16 protein-coding genes are annotated in these 17,848 nt (G+C 54.0%); 9 read left to right on the top strand and 7 right to left on the bottom strand.

What is annotated here, in order from left to right; all coding sequences use genetic code 11:
- Positions 1–39: 39 nt before the first annotated feature.
- The 3 genes from TH30_RS04995 to TH30_RS04985 all read left to right on the top strand — a co-directional run bounded on the left by TH30_RS04995 (position 40) and on the right by TH30_RS04985 (position 2,735).
- Positions 40–1,152 (top strand): GGDEF domain-containing protein, encoded by a 1,113-nt coding sequence (locus TH30_RS04995; RefSeq protein ID WP_258548628.1) that lies wholly within the window; start codon positions 40–42, stop codon positions 1,150–1,152.
- A gap of 72 nt (positions 1,153–1,224) precedes the next feature.
- Positions 1,225–2,409 (top strand): BaiN/RdsA family NAD(P)/FAD-dependent oxidoreductase, encoded by a 1,185-nt coding sequence (locus TH30_RS04990; RefSeq protein ID WP_114096987.1) that lies wholly within the window; start codon positions 1,225–1,227, stop codon positions 2,407–2,409.
- A 134-nt stretch (positions 2,410–2,543) separates the two neighbouring features.
- Positions 2,544–2,735 carry a PLD nuclease N-terminal domain-containing protein gene (locus TH30_RS04985; protein ID WP_114096986.1) on the top strand — a complete coding sequence of 64 codons (192 nt, stop codon included), beginning with the start codon at positions 2,544–2,546 and terminating at the stop codon, positions 2,733–2,735.
- Between the two features lie 66 nt (positions 2,736–2,801).
- On the opposite strand, the gene TH30_RS04980 is transcribed toward TH30_RS04985, so the two are convergent.
- Both TH30_RS04980 and TH30_RS04975 read right to left on the bottom strand, forming a co-directional pair.
- Positions 2,802–4,568: a TRAP transporter permease gene (locus tag TH30_RS04980; RefSeq protein ID WP_114096985.1), complete on the bottom strand. Its 1,767-nt coding sequence runs from the start codon at positions 4,566–4,568 to the stop codon at positions 2,802–2,804.
- Between the two features lie 73 nt (positions 4,569–4,641).
- Positions 4,642–5,598 (bottom strand): TAXI family TRAP transporter solute-binding subunit, encoded by a 957-nt coding sequence (locus TH30_RS04975; RefSeq protein WP_114097189.1) that lies wholly within the window; start codon positions 5,596–5,598, stop codon positions 4,642–4,644.
- A gap of 437 nt (positions 5,599–6,035) precedes the next feature.
- Here TH30_RS04975 and TH30_RS04970 point away from each other — a divergent pair, with 437 nt between their 5' ends.
- Positions 6,036–7,472: an MFS transporter gene (locus tag TH30_RS04970; protein WP_258548612.1), complete on the top strand. Its 1,437-nt coding sequence runs from the start codon at positions 6,036–6,038 to the stop codon at positions 7,470–7,472.
- A gap of 230 nt (positions 7,473–7,702) precedes the next feature.
- Positions 7,703–9,895: a malate synthase G gene (locus tag TH30_RS04965; RefSeq protein ID WP_114096984.1), complete on the top strand. Its 2,193-nt coding sequence runs from the start codon at positions 7,703–7,705 to the stop codon at positions 9,893–9,895.
- A gap of 107 nt (positions 9,896–10,002) precedes the next feature.
- On the opposite strand, the gene map is transcribed toward TH30_RS04965, so the two are convergent.
- The 4 genes from map to pcaH all read right to left on the bottom strand — a co-directional run bounded on the left by map (position 10,003) and on the right by pcaH (position 14,074).
- On the bottom strand, positions 10,003–10,752 hold the full coding sequence (gene map / locus TH30_RS04960) for a type I methionyl aminopeptidase (protein WP_114096983.1): 750 nt from the start codon (positions 10,750–10,752) through the stop codon (positions 10,003–10,005).
- Between the two features lie 98 nt (positions 10,753–10,850).
- Positions 10,851–12,521, bottom strand: a complete 1,671-nt coding sequence (locus tag TH30_RS04955) for a GGDEF domain-containing protein (protein ID WP_114096982.1) — start codon at positions 12,519–12,521, stop codon at positions 10,851–10,853.
- A 206-nt stretch (positions 12,522–12,727) separates the two neighbouring features.
- Positions 12,728–13,357 carry a protocatechuate 3,4-dioxygenase subunit alpha gene (gene pcaG / locus TH30_RS04950; protein ID WP_114096981.1) on the bottom strand — a complete coding sequence of 210 codons (630 nt, stop codon included), beginning with the start codon at positions 13,355–13,357 and terminating at the stop codon, positions 12,728–12,730.
- Positions 13,358–13,360: 3 nt separating this feature from the next.
- Positions 13,361–14,074 (bottom strand): protocatechuate 3,4-dioxygenase subunit beta, encoded by a 714-nt coding sequence (gene pcaH, locus TH30_RS04945; protein ID WP_114096980.1) that lies wholly within the window; start codon positions 14,072–14,074, stop codon positions 13,361–13,363.
- Positions 14,075–14,175: 101 nt separating this feature from the next.
- Here pcaH and TH30_RS04940 point away from each other — a divergent pair, with 101 nt between their 5' ends.
- Together TH30_RS04940 and TH30_RS04935 are read left to right on the top strand one after the other, a co-directional pair.
- Entirely contained in the window at positions 14,176–15,129 is a 954-nt protein-coding gene (locus tag TH30_RS04940) for a LysR family transcriptional regulator (protein ID WP_114096979.1), read from the top strand.
- Between the two features lie 10 nt (positions 15,130–15,139).
- A complete protein-coding gene (locus TH30_RS04935) occupies positions 15,140–15,775 on the top strand; it encodes a trimeric intracellular cation channel family protein (protein ID WP_114096978.1) in 636 nt (211 codons plus the stop codon).
- 104 nt (positions 15,776–15,879) lie between these two features.
- On the opposite strand, the gene phnF is transcribed toward TH30_RS04935, so the two are convergent.
- Positions 15,880–16,593 (bottom strand): phosphonate metabolism transcriptional regulator PhnF, encoded by a 714-nt coding sequence (phnF, locus tag TH30_RS04930; protein ID WP_258548611.1) that lies wholly within the window; start codon positions 16,591–16,593, stop codon positions 15,880–15,882.
- Positions 16,594–16,725: 132 nt separating this feature from the next.
- On the opposite strand from phnF, the gene phnG reads away from it, so the two are divergent.
- Positions 16,726–17,241: a phosphonate C-P lyase system protein PhnG gene (gene phnG, locus TH30_RS04925; RefSeq protein ID WP_114096976.1), complete on the top strand. Its 516-nt coding sequence runs from the start codon at positions 16,726–16,728 to the stop codon at positions 17,239–17,241.
- Positions 17,238–17,846, top strand: a complete 609-nt coding sequence (gene phnH / locus TH30_RS04920; protein WP_114096975.1) for a phosphonate C-P lyase system protein PhnH — start codon at positions 17,238–17,240, stop codon at positions 17,844–17,846. The genes phnG and phnH overlap by 4 nt, the downstream gene beginning before the upstream one ends.
- The last annotated feature ends 2 nt before the right edge of the window (positions 17,847–17,848 follow it).

Genomic DNA, 17,848 nt, shown 5'->3' with positions numbered 1-17,848 from the left:
CGTTCCGACACATAATCAGGAATATCTTCCAGGTTGGCCATGCACACATACGGTCTTCGTCACGAGAATGCCCAGCAACATTCCAAGAGTGCGCTTACCCTGATGGCGCAACTTGGTGTGGTTCCGCATCCTGACAATTTTCTGATCTTCTATTCCTACATCGCGGGTACCAACCCGGATATGAATCAGACTATCGATATTCTGCTTAGCAACAATTGCGAGTTTGACGAACTGCAATGCAAGGCGATCCATGACCGCTTTTTCGGTGCTGAACGTGAACGCAAGATCATTGGCAGGATTACCGAGGACTTACGCCTCCAGATCAATGATACCCTGTCAAACGTGCAGAAAATCGGTATCGATACCAGCAAATATGGCAAGGCACTGGATCACTTCTGCGACTACATCGCCAGCCGAGATTTCAGCAATCTTGAAGACTCCCTTGACAGTCTTTTGGGAGCAACCCGGCAGATGGAAGGCGCAAATCACAGCTTTGAAAACAGCCTTGATCATAGCTCGACGGAGATTTCCCGTCTGCGTCAGGATCTGGCAAATATGAAGCGCGAAGCCATGACCGACGGGCTGACCGGCATTGCCAATCGCAAGGCGTTCGATCAGCAACTGCGTAAAGAAGCGATGTCTGCCATGGAGCATGGCAAGCCCATGAGCTTGCTGTTGCTTGATATTGATCACTTCAAAAACTTCAATGACAATCACGGCCATCAGGCCGGTGATCAGGTCATTCGTCTGATGGCTGAATCGCTTCAGCGCAATGTCAAGGGACAGGACCTTGCCGCTCGTTACGGAGGCGAGGAGTTTGCCATCATCCTTCCGGGAACCGGACTGGGATGCGCCAAACAGTTCGCCAATCTGCTGCGACAAAGTGTTGAAACCCACAAAATCGTCAGTAGAACGACAAACAAGGTAATCGGCAGCGTTACCGTCTCTATCGGTGTTGCCACATTCAAGTTTGGTGAGCCACTTGTCCGCCTGATCGAACGCGCTGATCAGGCCCTTTATCATGCGAAATCAAAGGGCCGTAATCAGGTTGCAAGCGAACGCGATATCGCAACAGACACCGCCGAATGCAGTCCCGACGTAACGCAGAACAAAACCGTCGACGGCAAATCAGCAAATCAGCGTTGCGCCTGAGAACGCTGACAACATCCTTATTTCCACGTATAAGGCTGGCCAACTCATCCAATTCAAACTGGTCTGGTTTACGTGAAAAAAATTGATGTTCTGATCATTGGCGCAGGTGCGGCTGGCCTGATGTGCGCGATCGAAGCTGGCAAGCGCGGGCGTTCTGTCGTCGTCGTTGATCATTCCGCCAAGCCCGCAGAGAAAATTCGTATTTCCGGCGGCGGGCGGTGCAATTTCACCAATGTCCATACCAGCCCGGAAAACTTCATTTCCGAGAACAAGCGGTTCTGTGTATCGGCACTTAAACGCTATACGCAGCATGATTTTCTGGATCTGGTGAACAGCTACAATATCACCTGGCACGAGAAAACGCTGGGGCAGCTGTTCTGCGATGAGTCATCCTTCCAGATCATTGACATGCTGCTTGATGAATGTGATGCGGCAAATGTTGAAATCCGCCTCAATACCGAAATATCAAACATCATGCGGCGTGATGATGAAGGTTTTGACGTCACCACGCGCACCGGTGCGCAATGGACCTGTCAGTCCCTTGTCGTTGCCTGTGGCGGATTATCAATCCCGAAAATCGGTGCGACCGGGTTCGGGTATCAGATTGCCCGCCAGTTCGGGATCAATGTTATCCCGACCCGTGCGGCGCTTGTACCCTTTGTCTTTGACCCGGACCTGCGCGCCAGAACCGGTGAACTTTCAGGCATCTCGGTGGATGCGATTGTTGGCTGCAACAAAAAGCAGTTCCGCGAAGGATTGCTGTTTACTCATCGCGGTCTGTCTGGCCCGTCGATCTTGCAAATTTCGTCCTATTGGAACGAAGGTGACAGCATCTCGGTTAACCTGAACCCGGAAGAAGACGCGTTCGATCTTTTGAAATCGGCCAAGGCCGAAAATCCGAAACAGGCCGTTCATAATGTTCTGTCGCGCATTCTGCCAAACCGGCTCGCACAGATGATTACTGCCCGCCACGGACTTGAACGCCCGATTGGCGAAACCGGGGACAAGGCGCTGCGCAAACTTGCCATGGATGTCAATCAATGGTCGGTTACGCCAAGCGGGACAGAAGGTTACCGCACTGCCGAGGTTACGGTTGGCGGGGTGGATACCAATGCCCTGTCTTCCAAAACCATGGAAGCACGCGATGTGCCGGGCCTTTATTTCATCGGTGAGGTCGTTGATGTGACCGGCCATCTTGGCGGGTTCAATTTCCAGTGGGCCTGGTCATCGGGCTGGTCGGCCGGGCAGGTTGTCTGATCACTAATCTTTGCCCCTGATTGACAGCCAAGTTAAGTCATCAAGTTACCCCGCACGGGAACAACGGCGGTAATCAACCGTTTATCCTTCAGGCGCGGCCATGATCGCCGCAGCAATAGTGATGAGGTTGGAACATGGTTGAGTATGGTGGAATTATTGGCCTGTTGGTTCTGATTGCCGACGTATGGGCCATCGTCAATGTGATGGGCAGCGGTGCCAGCACCGGATCGAAAGTCATCTGGACCGTGCTTATTCTGGTCTTGCCGGTCCTTGGTCTGATTATCTGGCTATTTGCCGGGCCGCGCAGTGGACGCGTGTCGGCATAACGCCGCCGCACCACTCAAATCAAAGAATTCAACAAAAGGCCGACATGTATGTCGGCCTTTTGTCATTCAGATGCCAGCGGCAAAAATCGCAATCCCGCCAACCGCGACCAGTGCAATCCGCACAAATGCAGCACGTGGTGAGATCAAACCAAACGATATGGCTGTCAAACCAACCGCGACCTTAAGCCCCGCGGCAATGGCCCAGACCGGATCATTGGCCAGATCAATCAGCGATGCGTTGGCGATCATCGCCAGAGGCACGATGTAAAGGCCGACACCAAGCGCCATCGCCGTTCCGGCAACCTTGAGCCAGTTTTCCTCGACCATGCCTGCGGCAATGAACACGGCCCCGCAGACCGGCGGCGTGATGGTTGAAAGCAGCGCAAACCAGAACACAAACAAATGTGCCTGAAGCGGTTCAAGCCCAAGCTCGATCAGGGCCGGTCCCGCAACCGACACGCAGATCACATAGGCCGCCGTCGTCGGGACTTCCATCCCAAGGATCAGACAGGCCAGTGCCGTCAGCAACAAGGCCGGCCACAACATGCCGCCTGACCCAGAAAGCAGAAGCGAGGTGATCTTGATCCCAAGCCCGGTCAGTCCCAGAACACCGATGACAATCGAGGCACACAGAATGATCGACCCGATCATTGCAACCTGACGTCCGGCATTCAGGCAAACATCGGTAAACCGGTCTTTTGCACGGTTGAGATCAAAGGTCAGTCCGGCATCAAAGAACAGCAATGCTGCACCCGCCATCAAAGCAAGACATGCAGCATATTGCGGTGTGTAACCCCCGCCAAACATCCCCCACAGCAGGATTGTAAAGGGGACGAGGAAGAAACAGGACGTAATGACAACCGCGCGCATTTGCGGGCGATCTTCCTCGGGAACGCCGGGAAGGTCATAGCGCTGGGCAAAGGCATTAATCCCGACCCAGACGGCCAGAAAATAAAGGATCGCCGGCAGGATCGCCGCCACCATGATATCGACATAGGGGCGTCCGGTCAGCTCGACCATCACAAAGGCACCTGCCCCCATCAGTGGCGGCATGATCTGGCCACCCGATGACGCAACGGCCTCGACCGCAGCTGCAAGACGTTTGGGATAACCAAGCCTGGTCATCGCAGGAAGGGTAATTGCCCCGGTCGATGCCACATTGGCCGATGCCGATCCCGATATGGACCCGAACAATGCCGATGACACCACCGATACCTTGGCCGCACCACCCTTAAGGCGTCCGGCCGCCGCACCGGCAACATTCATGAAGCCCTGCCCGGCTTCACCGGCATTCAGGACGGCACCAAAAATTACAAAGATCGCGACGATGCTGACCGAAACACCGGTCAGGCTGCCCCAAAGACCGCCTTCGGCAATGGTCAGAGTGCCAAGCATGCTTTCGACCGGAAGACCGGCATGACCGAACTCGCCGGGAATGTATTCGCCGTAAAGTGCGTAAATAAGAGCAATCGCAGCAACCAGCGGCAAGGGCCATCCAATCGCCCGGCGCGCCATTTCAAGCACGATAAGAAGAAGTGCCGAAGCCATCGCGATCTGGCCATTGCCCATCAGGAATCCGTACTGATCCCCAAGTGCGGACTGATTGAACACGATCCAGCCACAGCCAATCAATCCGGTCACGGTCAGAATGATGCCCGAAATCTTTTGTGCAGGTGTTTTCGCAACAAAGATCAGCGCCCATGGCAAGGCAAGCGCCATATGGATCGGTCGACTGACAAGGTTGGGAACAAGGCCGGAAAAAATCAGCCAGAGATGAAATGCAATCGAGATTGCACCAAGGGTAATCCAGAAGGGGCGAGAAATGGCCGACATGTTTATTCAGTACGTTTGATAAAGAATGGCCCGGCAAGACTGCCGGGCCTGTCATATGCGATAAGATCAGGTCCTAGCGCTGATCGTCACGGATCGGGAAGCCTGCCTCGGCATAGTAACGCAGGGCACCTGCGTGGATTTTGCCGGTAATATTGGCAAGCATTTCCGGCGCAACACCATTCCACCAGGAAGAGCTTTCACCCATTTTGGCTTTCTGTTCCCAGAAGGTCCGGGTTAGCTGATAGGCAGTATCGTCATCCATCTGGTCGGTTGCAAAGGCAACAACCGAAAGCGACGCCGTGGTGATGTCCTGATCCTGATTGGAATAGGTACCTGCCGGAATAACCGTCTTGTCGCGTTTGGTCAGGGCAAGCTGTTCGTCAGATAGCGACAGAACATTTACATCTGTGCCGGCCGCCGCTTCGATGACGTTCGGTGCAGGCCAGGAGCCCGCCGTGACGAAACCGTCAATCTGACCATTTTTAAGCGCAGCAACGGCGTTCGACAGTTCGGCATCTGCCAGATTGACCTTGCCTTCAAGACCAAACAGCTTGAGGTATTTTTCACCTTCGCTTGCACCGAAGGATCCCTTGCCAAGCAGAATGGTTTTGCCCTCAAGACCCGGGAAATCGGTTACGCCGGAATCTGCGCGCATCACAAAATGCATGGTCAGGGACGGGATCGGGAACAGAGCACGGACACCGGCGAATTTTTCAGCCGGGCGGTCCTTGAACGGGCCTTTGGCAGCCTGTGCCAGACCGACCAGACCGGGCGGGGAGGTAAACACATAATTGCCCGGACGCACCATGGCTTCCATGACGTTCTGGACCGAACCCTGACTTTCTTCGACAGTGACGATCACATCACCGTTGGTGCCGACTTTCATTGCTTCGGCAAACTGGGCAGCCATCTGGTAATAAGACGACGCTGCCTTGGCCGATTTAAGGGTTACACGGGTTTCGGCCTGTGCCGCAGTCGCCATGGACAGTGCCATCACACCGGCGGCAATAGCGCCAAGAGTACGTTTCATTTTCAAGGTTTCCTCCCCTCGTATGGTGATCCACCGGTCGGCTTTGACTGCCGAACTTGAAGGTGAACCGTTTCGCTGGTGACGAAATCGCGCAAAATCCAGCCCGGTTTCGGGATGGTTTTGGCAAAAAGAACCAAATTCCCGGTCATAGAAAGCATCAATCGCGTCAAGGTCAAGCAGCTTGTTGGCATGACCGTCCATTGATTGACCACCAAGCAGTCCGCATTTCACATGCCAGTTGCGCAAAACAGGCACTGTTCGCGGTTAGGCTTCGCGCTTAAAGGATGCGATGAATTTGCACGGGAACTTATTGTGCAAGCCAACGTTAGCTCCAAAATGGATGACAATCCTTTTGCCTCAACGGCTTGTTTGGATTGACATGCTTTGCACCCATACCGCAGGGTATCATTACCCCACAAAACTCAGACGAGGATGCCATGCCGCGCTCGCCGGTCGCACTGATCATTGCACTGTCAGCCACATTATTTGCGGCATTTGCGCTTAATAGTGGTGCGTCACTGCAATCATCACTTTTGGCTCTGCGCGCCTCGTCCGAAGGATTCGCACCGATCTTCACCGGTATCATCATGGCATCCTATTATATCGGGTTTGTTGCCGGAATCGTCTGGGGTGCCAGTCTTGTCAACCGGGTGGGACATATCAGGACATTTGCCGCGCTGGCATCAACCGGTTCAGCTATTACATTGCTGCATGCAGTCATCGTTGATCCGATTACGTGGTCGCTGTTTCGCGCATTAACCGGTCTTTGTGTATCGGGCCTGTATCTGGTGATTGAAAGCTGGCTGAATGCGCAGGCTGATAACACGTCACGCGGCGGCACAATTGCCATATACATGACGGTATCACTTGGCGGGCTTGCGATTGGTCAGTTGTTGCTCAATGTCTCGCCAATTGACAGCTTTGAGCTGTTTACCGTCGCCTCGGTCTTGCTGTCGCTGTCTTTGGTGCCGCTTGCCCTGACCCGTCAACCACCGCCGACCGCAGTCAGTGGCGAGCGCATGACATTCCGTCGCCTTTACAATATTTCCCCGCTTGGCTTTGTTGCCGCGTCGGGTGCTGGCGTCCTGTCGGGCGCGGTTTATGGTGTCGGTCCGGTCTTTGCCGCCGACCTTGGTCTGCCGACACAGGATGTTGCCTATTTCATGTTCTTTGTCATTCTGGGCGGCATGATCATGCAGTTCCCGATTGGCAAGATATCGGACATGGTGCCGCGCCAGTATGTGATGATCGTGGTTTTGCTCGGACTGGCGATTTGTGGTCTTCTGCCACTGGCAGCCCCGGAGATGATCAGAAACAACCTGACACTCTGGGGCGGGATCACCGGCGTCTTCATCATGCCGATCTATGGATTGGCTGTGGCCTATGTGAACGACTATCTCGAACCCGAGGACATCGTCCCGGCATCGGGTGGTCTCCTGATTATTTATGGTGCGTCGGCCGCCACCGGCCCACTTTTGGGTGCCAGTGCCATCGGGCAGATGGGCCCGTGGGCGCTTCCGGTATTCTTTGCAATCATCGGTGTCTGCGTCGCAAGTTTCGCGATCTATCGTGCCGGCTTTGGCCGTCGCATCAGTATCGAGGAACAGGGACAGTTCGTTGCCGTACCACGCACAACGCCGATGGCGTTTGAATTATCCCCGATCACCGATGATCCGGGCCATATCGAACCGGATGGCAGCATACCGGGAAACCAGACGTTGGATGCCGATGAAATCGCCGGGATGATGACACCGGATGGCACCGCGCATCCTGATGACATCGGACAAGTACCGGTTGACGGACAAGTGCAAGCAACTGGTGTTGCAGATAAAAACGAGCAGGATGATACCGGTTCAGACAAACCGCGCGGCTGATGCCATCACCTGATATGATGTCTTTGATCCCGGCATGGATGCACAAATCCGTACCGGGTTTAATTCCATAATACGGAAAACATCCCAAAATAATAAAACCGACTGTGGACCCATCGGGGATTCAACCCATATGTTGTGGCAAATGAAAGCGCGGAGACGTGACGAGGATGTCGCCCATATTCGGACAGACACCCACACCCGCGGCGGTTCCAAGTCTGGTGAGAGAAAACATGACCCAACGTATTCAAAAAGGCGGCCTTCAGATTGCAACGGTTTTGCATGATCTGGTTGCCAATGAAATCATTCCCGGAACCGGGATCAATGCCGATCAGTTCTGGGCATCGTTTGAAAAACTCGTCACCGAGCTTGGCCCGCGCAACAAGGCGCTGCTGGCAAAGCGCGACGAACTTCAGGCAAAGATCGACGAATGGCACCTGTCACGTCAGGATCAGGCCCGCGACCCGGCCGCCTATAAGGAATTCCTGACCGAGATCGGTTATCTGCTTCCGGAAGGTGATGATTTCTATATCGGCACCACCAATGTTGATCCGGAAATTGCCCGCGTTGCCGGACCGCAGCTTGTTGTGCCGGTGATGAATGCACGCTACGCACTCAATGCAGCCAATGCGCGCTGGGGCAGCCTTTATGATGCGCTCTATGGCACCGATGTGATCGATGATGCCGATGGCAAGGAAAAGACCAAGGGCTTTAATCCGAAACGTGGTGCTGCTGTTGTGGCCTATGCGGCGGACTTCCTCGACAAGGCAGTGCCGCTTGCCAGCGGAAAACATGCCGATGCCGCAAAATACGAAGTCCGCGAAGACGGATCGGGTTGGTGGACGCTGGTCGTGACCCTGACTGATGGCAGCGAAAGTGCGCTCGCACAGCCATCACAGTTCATTGGTTATAACGAAAAGAGCGGTGCGCTTGCGGAAATCCTTCTGCGCAATCACGGCCTTCACATCGAAATCCGCATTGATCCGACCCATCCGATTGGCAAGGAACATGCTGCGGGTGTTTGCGATGTCATTCTCGAATCTGCACTGACAACCATTCAGGATTGCGAGGATTCAGTCGCCGCCGTTGATGCCGAAGACAAGACCCTTGTCTATCGCAACTGGCTTGGCCTGATGAAAGGCACGCTTGAAGAAAAATTCGAAAAAGGTGGCAAGACGGTTACCCGTCGCCTGAATGCAGACCGTTCCTATCAGGGATTTGACGGCAACGAAGTCGTTCTTCCGGGACGCAGCCTTATGCTGGTACGTAACGTCGGCCATCTGATGACCTCGGATGCGGTGCTTGATGCCAATGGCAATGAAGTCCCCGAGGGCTTCCTTGATGCCATGATCACCGGCCTGATTTCCAAGCATGATGTGGAAGGCAAGAACGAGCTTTCCAACTCCCGCCATGGCAGCGTCTATATCGTAAAGCCGAAAATGCACGGCCCCGAGGAAGTCGCCCTGACCAATGATCTGTTTGCCTTTGTCGAAGGTGCGATCAATGTTCCGGAAAACACCCTTAAGGTCGGCATCATGGACGAGGAACGCCGCACGACGGTGAACCTCAAGGAATGCATCCGTGCTGCAAAAGACCGCGTTGTCTTCATCAATACCGGCTTCCTTGATCGTACCGGTGATGAAATCCACACCAGCATGGAAGCTGGTCCGGTTGTCCGCAAGGAAGCCATGAAAGACCAGTACTGGATTTCGGCTTATGAAAACTGGAACGTTGATGTCGGTCTGGAATGCGGCATGAAGGGCATTGCCCAGATCGGTAAAGGCATGTGGGCCAAGCCGGACCGTATGGCGGAAATGATGGTTGCCAAAATCGGCCATCCGAAAGCCGGTGCCAACTGTGCATGGGTTCCGTCCCCGACGGCCGCAACCCTGCATGTCATGCATTATCACCAGATTGATGTGCGCGCCGTACAGGACGAGATCGGCAAACGTGAACGCGCAAGCCTTGATGACATTCTGGCGATCCCGCGCATGGGTGACACCAAACCGATGCCAAGCGAAATTCAGGAAGAACTGGATAACAACGCCCAGGGTATCCTCGGTTATGTTGTGCGCTGGATCGATAGCGGCGTGGGTTGCTCCAAGGTGCCCGATATCAATGATGTCGGCCTGATGGAAGACCGCGCGACGCTTCGTATTTCAAGCCAGCATATTGCAAACTGGCTCCATCATGGCCTGTGCACCGAAGAACAGGTGATGGAAACCATGAAGCGCATGGCAGCCGTCGTTGACAAACAGAATGCTGGCGATCCGACCTATCGCAACATGGCCCCGAACTTTGATGACAGTGTTGCCTTTGCAGCGGCCTGTGATCTGGTCTTCAAGGGTCGCGAACAGCCAAACGGCTATACCGAGCCGGTCCTGCATGCCCGCCGCCGCGAAGCCAAGGCGAAATACGGCGCATAAGCAACCAGCTATAGATCAACCAAAAATAAAAGCCGCCCGGATCATTCGGGCGGCTTTTTTTTGCTGCAAAATATGCTGCAACATGAATCGCAGCATTCCTGACTCTCTTATCCGCCCAGCGTCATGATCTCATAACCCTTATCGGTCACGACAAGGGTATGTTCATACTGAACAGTGGCATCGCCGGTATCGGCAAACAATGTCCAGCCGTCATCTCCGTCCAGCGCCCATTTCGCACCATAGGACAGGAACGGTTCGATTGTGATCACCTGCCCTTTTTTAAGCGAGCGGCGTTCCTTGGGATCATCCCAGGTCGGAATGGTATGGGGATGTTCATGCAGGGATTTGCCAATGCCATGGCTGGCAAGGTTACGGATCAGGGTATAGCCGCCCTTGCGGGCAAAGCTCTCGATCTTAAGACCGATTTCGCGGATCGGGGCCTTGTCGCGTACGACCTTGATGCCCGCCCACATTGCCTTTTTGCCATCTTCACACAGCTTGACGATTTCAGGCTTTGGCGTGCCGCAAATGAAGCTGGCACCGGTATCGGAAAAATATCCGTCAAGCGATGCCGATACGTCGATATTAACCAGATCGCCATCAGCCAGAACCTGATCACCGGGAATGCCGTGTGCCACGGCTTCGTTCACACTGATACAGGTCGCCCCCGGAAACTTGTATTCGGCCTCAGGTGCGGAAACAGCGCCCGCATCTTCAAGGATTTTACGACCGATGTGATCAAGTTCCGCGGTTGTAATACCGGGAACAACGGCGGCCCCCATCACGTCGCGGGCGCGCGCGCAAATTCGGCCGATCCGACGCAGATGGTCGAGATCTTTTTCTGATGAAACTGTCATGAAATGCTTATTACGACGCCCTGAACCAAAGTCAAGAAACCTGTTCTAGTTGCATTGGCCGCAACCACCCGCGACCTTTAGACCAAACAGTCACTCGATTATGCGCAGGACGACGAATTGTCTGTCAGGTCTTCGATATCGGAAAACACGATGTATCCGTTCTTGCCCCGCGCCTTGGCGGCATAAAGTGCCGCATCGGCATGTTCCAGAAGCTGCTCAGGTTCGCGGCTGTCATTGGGATATAGTGCAATACCGATGCTCATACTGATCGAAACACGGTTCCCGCCGGTAATGAACGGCATCAGAATTTCATGAAGGATGCGCTCGGCCAGTATGGCGGCTTCCTCCTTGCCATTCTGGTCGATATGGCAAACCAGCACCATCTCGTCACCGCCCAGCCGTGCCACCAGATCACCACCGCGCACACAACGGCGCAGGCGTTTTGCGACCTCGCGCAGGACATCATCGCCTGCGGCGTGACCAAACCGGTCATTGATCGGCTTGAAGTCATCAAGATCAAGCATCAGAACCGCGATCTCGGCCCCCTTGCGGTCCGCACGCGCAACTGCATGCTCGAAATAGACATCAAGTGCCAACCGGTTGCCCAGACCGGTCAGTTTGTCATGGTGTGCAATACGTTTCATTTCACCAAGTGCGGCATCTTTTTCGGTCAGCTTGGTCAATAGTGCCTGCAAGTTTTTTGATAGAATGTTGATTTCCCGTGCCCCGCGCACATCGGGAAGATTGCTGATTTCGCCACGCTTCATGGCTTCGATGCCATCGACCATCTTGCCAATAGGCCCGACCAGAAATCCCGCAGCCCACCATGCAATGGCGCTAAAGACCAAAGCCAGAAGCAATCCCCACAACAGAATATCGCGGCGCAAGTCATAGACTGGCGCCAAAGCGTCCTCGACATGCTGTCGAACAAGAATGGACCAGCTCAGTCCTTTGTAATCGAGATGCCCGTCTGCCGGGGCATAACCGGTCAGATATTCTTTCCCGTCAGACCAAGTGCTTATTTTCCAACCAATATGCTTACTCTGTGCTTCACTCAACGCATCCAGGGAAAGCTTGGAACCAACCAGATTGCCATCACCCCCCAAAAGCACCGTCCCATCCTGCGAGATCACAAAGATATCGACATTCTGATGAATGCCCTGTCCGCTAAACAGGGACTTGCGGACGGCATCGGCCCATTCCCAGCTCAGATGGGTGGCAAGAACACCGGTGAATTCGCCACTGTCATTGACAAGTGGGACGGCGATATCAACGAACTGGATCGGTTCGCCATTATAAAGCGGGAATTTTTCGGCAAGCAGTTTGGCATCGTGAACATCGCCGATGAACTGACCATTTTTGCCATATTGGAAAACCGGGCGCTGGGCGATATTGGCCCCAACCAGCAGATCATTCGTCGCGGCAACTACCGTGCCGTCGCGATCCAGCACACCGATCCAGGTAAATATAGGAATTTCATGGCGTAACCGGTTGATAATAGAACTGATTTCGCGGACGTCCTGCATCTCGCGCAATACGCGTAATGTGCTGAGAACAGAAACCTCGCCACGGTGTGTCCACATCGTACGGTCAAGCTCGTCAGCCATCTGAAGCGCAATATCAGAAACCCCGATGCCAATCTGGTTTTGCAAATCCGCCCCAGAGCGCTTGCTGATGACAAAGCTCATCAGCGCCGCCAAACCAACAACCAAAAGCGCGGTTGCCAGTGCAACTTGCACACGGATTCCGACCTCAAAGACCTTAGCCAAGGCTGATCCTCTCACTCTCCAAAACCGGGGTCTGTTTTTGTTGTCTGTCGGCCCTCGGTGCGACGGGTTGACCCACCACGTCAGCAATGTTGGGAATATAAGAATTGCAGATGCGGTTTTGAAGAAGAAGTTCCAACAAAAAATGGCAGCCACTTAGCATGACTGCCATTCCTTAAAATCAGCCAGAATGCCGGTTTAAACGCCCGTCAGACATCAAAAAACACGGTTTCGTTTTCACCCTGTAAAACAATATCGAACCGATAGACCGGCACAGGACCGCTATCATCACGGTTGGCAATCAGGGTTTTGCGTCGTTCGGTTTGCTCAATCAGGTTCAGGACCGGATCAGTGGCATTCGCTTCCTGCTCATCGGCAAAATACATCCGGGTGTTCAACCCGATATTGATGCCACGTGCGACAATCCAGAAATTGATATGCGGGGCCATATCCAGACCATTGCGCCCCGATACCACGCCGGGCTTGATGGTTTCAAACCGATAGACAGCGGTATCGAAATCGGTCCCTGCACGGCCCCAGCCACGGAAACGCTCGTCGATCTGGCCTTGCTTCTGACGGTCAAGTTCATGGTTATAGCGCCCGTCTGAATTGGCTTGCCAGATTTCCAGAAGCGCATCGCGAAGCGGCGTGCCTGTTCCGTCAATCACCCTGCCTTCGATGATGATCCGTTCACCCCGGGTGTTTTCATCGGCCATGATATTGGTGAAGTTGTTTTCAAAAATATCAAAGCCGGCCTGTTTGGGGATCAGTCCGATATGAACATAGGGCCCCGCCGTCTGGGATGCGGTTTCTTTGAGATAATCAAGTGACTGCACCATGGATCAGTTCCCTTCCAGACGGTTTTCAAACAGGGTCGAACGGCGACCACGCAGAACGATGTCAAATTTGTAGGCAATGGTATCGAGCGGTATTGATCCGTTCAGATCAATCGGCGCGATCAGACGGTTGATCGCATCTTCATCCGGGATAACATGGACAATCGGGCATTCCTTGATCAGCGGATCACCTTCGAAATACATCTGGGTGATCAGACGCTGCGCAAAGCCGGACCCAAAGACCGAGAAATGGATATGGGCCGGACGCCAGCTATTGACGTAGTTGCGCCAGGGGTAAGGGCCCGGCTTGATGGTGCGGAAGAAATAATAGCCGTTCTCGTCGGTTAGCGCGCGACCACATCCGCCGAAATTCGGATCAATCGGGGCAAGATAGGTATCCTTCTTGTGGCGATAACGGCCACCGGCATTTGCCTGCCAGAATTCCACCAGCGTATGGGGAACCGGGCGGTTGTTTTCATCAAGAACACGCCCATGCACAATAATACGCTCGCCAATCGGATCACCATCCTTGGCATAATTGCGGATCAGATCGTTATCAAGCGGCCCCAATTCATTCTGACCGAACACCGGGCCAGTGGTTTCCGACAGGGACCCCTGCAATGACAACATTGCCTGACGCGGGGACCGCGCTACCGATGTCTTGTAAATCGGGGTATAGCCCGCTGGCTGAAGCGTTCTGTCACGCTGATAGAATTCCATAGATCTTCCTCCGCAAAATGAACAAACCGGTTCTTGCCGGTCTTGTGATCATCCTGCGCAGCCGATTGCATAAAATAAATGCATGATTTATCATCTAACTCATGAGTAATTTCGATCATTTGGAACTGGACGGTCATGCTTTGCGACTGTTTCTTGCCGTCCTTGAAGAAGGATCGGTAACAGCCGCCGCCGAGCGGCTTGGCGTCACCCAGTCAGCAGTCAGTCACAATCTGACCAAGCTGCGCCGGATCATGCGTGACCCGCTTTTCACCAAATCCGGGCGCGGAATTGTTGCAACGGCCCATGCCCAAAGCCTGGCCGAACAGGCACGCTTTCTTCTTGATCAGATGCAGGCCTTTGCCAGCGGGGCGGATTTCGATCCCGAAGCAGCCGAGATGACTTTGACGATTGCCGCAAATGATCTGCAGCGAGATCTTTTACTGCCAAGCCTGTTTTCACGCTTGCAAGGCCAGCTTGCCGACATTCGCATGACCGTGGTGCCGTCGCTTTTGCCGGGCCCCGCCTTGTTGCGCGAAAACCGCTGTGATCTTCTGATTTCGCCGCGCCCGCCCGAAGGTGTCGATATTGTTCAGAAACGGCTTCTGACCGACCATTATATGGTCTTTTATGACCCTGACATGCGCGAAGCCCCGACCAGTCAGGATGACTATTTGTCAGCGCGCCATATCACCGTCAGATATGGCAATAACCGCACACTTGAATTCGATGATCTTCTTGAAAATCAGGGGATTGATCGTAACATCGTATTGCGGGTGCCGAATTTCACGGCCATTGCCGAATTTCTGCGGGGCAGTCAGATGATCGCAACATTGCCAAGCCTGCTAAAGCAACATGCCCTGCGCGACTTTGCCCGCAGCCAAGTTCCTTTATCAACACTTCGGGCCGGTACGATTGATCTGCCGATCTATATGTGCTGGCATCAACGCTATCAGCATGATCCGTCGCATCGATGGCTGCGCAACCAGCTTGAAGACGTGGTTGCTGCCAAGTTGCGCACACCGACCAAACGCCCGCTTCCGCAACAGACAAGCTAGACAGGACGTCATGACCATTACCCAGATTATCTATTGGCTTGAATTGGCGGGGGTTGCGGTTTTTGCAATTACCGGCGCGCTGGAAGCATCCCGACGTCAGATGGATGTTGTCGGTTTCATTCTGATTGCGACATTTACAGGGATCGGGGGCGGTACGGTACGCGATGTGATTACCGGGGCAACGCCGGTTTTCTGGATCCGCGATCCGGCCTGGGTGGTGACATGCATCGGGGCTGCGGTGTTTACCTATTTCACTGCACATCTTGTTGAACGACGTTATGTCGCCCTGATCTGGCTTGATGCGCTGGGTCTTGCCATGTTTGGTGTCACCGGTGCAGCAATCGGGCTTAACCTTGGGGTTTCGCCACTTGTCGCGATCATTCTGGGTATGATTTCCGCGACCTTTGGCGGCATGGTTCGCGACGTGGTCTGTAACGAAATCCCGCTGATCTTGCGTCCGGAAATCTATATCAGCTGCGCACTTCTGGGCGCGAGCATCTATGTCGTGGGCACAGCCCTTCTTGATTTGCCACGCGGCCCCGTTGCCTTCATCGCATTTTTCTGTGCGTTCATGCTGCGGGCCTGCGCCATCAAATTCAAGCTCAGCTTCCCGGTCTATAAAGCCCGTCCCGGTCGGGAATATTGACGCGTATATGTATTATCGACGGTCGCTGAATCTAGTACCCCGGAGATAGTTAGTTAACTCACTTTTATTTTCCGCACCTTGCGGGCGGGGACTGAAAGGCTCGATTATTCGACAATCAATTGCACGCGATCACTCGAAAAGGCCGTCACACCATATTCAATCGGCACCCCGGCTGAATCGATATCGACACTTTCGGTCGAGATAACCGGTCGGTTCTTGGCCTGTTTTAGCAGGCTTGCCACACGCGATGATGGCAAGGTTGCAGAAATGCGGGTCGTCTTGCGGCTGTAATCATCAATCCCGAACCGTTTCAGGGCCTCGGTCAGGGATTTGGTCTGGGCGAATATTTCGACAATCCCGTCAAAGCGCGCCGCCGGAAGATAGCTTGTCGCCACCGCAAGCGGCACACCATCGGCCTCCGATACCGAAAACAGCTCGATCACGCGCGTGCCCGGTTTGACATCAAGAAACTGCGCGACCGTGACACTGGCCTTCAGGACTTCTGAAGAGATCAGTCGTTTGTCGGGCAGGCGATGACGCCCCGAGACAATTTGCGAGAAACGGGTTTTTGATCCCAACGGATAATCAAGAATTTGTTCCTGAACGAAGGCACCACGCCCCTGTTCAACGCGGACCACATTGGTATCGACAAGTGCCGCCATTGCCCGGCGCACTGTATGGCGATTCACTCCGAAACGACGGACAAGTTCCATCTCGGTCGGCATCTTGTCCCCCGGTGAAAACACACCTTCCGCGATATCGGCAAGAAGCTGTTTTTCAATTTGCTTCCAGATAGATAGCCCCGGCTCCCAATCCATCTCATTTCCCATTCACAAAACTTTCACCGCAAGACCTTTGCCAAAGTCGATAAATCGTCTTATAACGTGAATATGTATAGACGTCTAAACAAATTTTAAATTTGTCGACATGCTTGAAAAAGGATCAGACAGATGACGGCGCAAACTGCCCAGACCGCTGGGCCCGGCCAGGATCACAATCCATTGAATCCCCCCCAGACAAAGGCCGTTGATGGTGTGACTGCCGCAAGGCAGCGCTGGATGTCGGTTCTTGCCCGCACGCCGCGTACGGTGCTGGAAACAAAATGGGCTGATACCTATAGCGACGTGAAATGGTCCCATTTGCGCGAACCACAAATCGGCATGGTCATGGTACGCGGTCGTGCTGGCGGTGCCGGACAGCGCTTCAATCTGGGTGAAATGACTGTCACGCGCTGTGCCGTGACCCTGTCTGACGGCACTGTCGGCCATTCCTATGTCAAAGGCCGCGACCGGTTGCAGGCACAATATGCCGCCCTGTTTGATGCAATCATGCTGCGCGATGGATCGGCCTGCGATTTCATTGATGATCTTGCCGCCGCACAGGCCAATGCCAAACACGAACATGCGCGCAAGGTCGCGGCCACCAAAGTTGATTTCTTTACCCTTGTCCGCGGAGAAGACGAATGACCCTGCAATCCCAGACAAGCGAGCTGCTGCCGGGCTTTGACCATGCCGCATTTGATTCCAATGCGGTTTTTCGTGTTCTGCTAGATGCCCTGTCCCGTCCGGGGCGCATCTATGATGTGCCCGTTTCGGTGGCGACACCCGATGGCCTGAATGCAACCACCACCGCCACCCTTCTTGCCATGGCCGATATGGACACCACCATATGGTTATCGCCAACCTGCGTGACCAAGGCCGCAACGGATCATCTGAAATTCCATTGCGGTTGCCCGATCAGCGATGACGTAGCCAAGGCCGATTTCGCAGTCGCCCGCATTGATGATGATCTTTCCTTCATCACCCACCTTTCGGTTGGCAATGCTGAATATCCTGATCAATCGGCAACCCTGATCCTGATGGTTGATGAGATTTCCAACGCCCCGGCCATGAAACTGACCGGACCGGGGATCAAGGACAGCCATGATCTTGATATCAAAAAACTGCCCGCAAGCTTCCACGCATGGCGTGCGGAAAACCATCACATGTTCCCGTGCGGGGTTGATGTGATTTTCGCAAGCCCGACCAAGATTGCCGCCCTTTCGCGCACCACCCGGATTGAGGTCATTTAACC

It is taken from the genome of Thalassospira profundimaris (genome assembly GCF_003326795.1).
Lineage (GTDB): Bacteria > Pseudomonadota > Alphaproteobacteria > Rhodospirillales > Thalassospiraceae > Thalassospira > Thalassospira profundimaris_C.
The sequence above is the reverse complement of the archived record's forward strand: the minus strand, read 5'-3'. Positions and strand labels throughout refer to the sequence as shown.

Bases quoted from the DNA above. Each gene is read 5' to 3' on its own strand.
- TH30_RS04995 (WP_258548628.1), top strand. From the start codon at position 40: ATGCACACATACGGTCTTCGTCACGAGAATGCCCAGCAACATTCCAAG.
- TH30_RS04985 (WP_114096986.1), top strand. From the start codon at position 2,544: ATGGTTGAGTATGGTGGAATTATTGGCCTGTTGGTTCTGATTGCCGAC.
- TH30_RS04980 (WP_114096985.1), bottom strand. From the start codon at position 4,568: ATGTCGGCCATTTCTCGCCCCTTCTGGATTACCCTTGGTGCAATCTCG.
- TH30_RS04975 (WP_114097189.1), bottom strand. From the start codon at position 5,598: ATGAAACGTACTCTTGGCGCTATTGCCGCCGGTGTGATGGCACTGTCC.
- TH30_RS04970 (WP_258548612.1), top strand. From the start codon at position 6,036: ATGCCGCGCTCGCCGGTCGCACTGATCATTGCACTGTCAGCCACATTA.
- TH30_RS04965 (WP_114096984.1), top strand. From the start codon at position 7,703: ATGACCCAACGTATTCAAAAAGGCGGCCTTCAGATTGCAACGGTTTTG.
- map (WP_114096983.1), bottom strand. From the start codon at position 10,752: ATGACAGTTTCATCAGAAAAAGATCTCGACCATCTGCGTCGGATCGGC.
- pcaG (WP_114096981.1), bottom strand. From the start codon at position 13,357: ATGGTGCAGTCACTTGATTATCTCAAAGAAACCGCATCCCAGACGGCG.
- pcaH (WP_114096980.1), bottom strand. From the start codon at position 14,074: ATGGAATTCTATCAGCGTGACAGAACGCTTCAGCCAGCGGGCTATACC.
- TH30_RS04940 (WP_114096979.1), top strand. From the start codon at position 14,176: ATGAGTAATTTCGATCATTTGGAACTGGACGGTCATGCTTTGCGACTG.
- TH30_RS04935 (WP_114096978.1), top strand. From the start codon at position 15,140: ATGACCATTACCCAGATTATCTATTGGCTTGAATTGGCGGGGGTTGCG.
- phnF (WP_258548611.1), bottom strand. From the start codon at position 16,593: ATGGATTGGGAGCCGGGGCTATCTATCTGGAAGCAAATTGAAAAACAG.
- phnG (WP_114096976.1), top strand. From the start codon at position 16,726: ATGACGGCGCAAACTGCCCAGACCGCTGGGCCCGGCCAGGATCACAAT.
- phnH (WP_114096975.1), top strand. From the start codon at position 17,238: ATGACCCTGCAATCCCAGACAAGCGAGCTGCTGCCGGGCTTTGACCAT.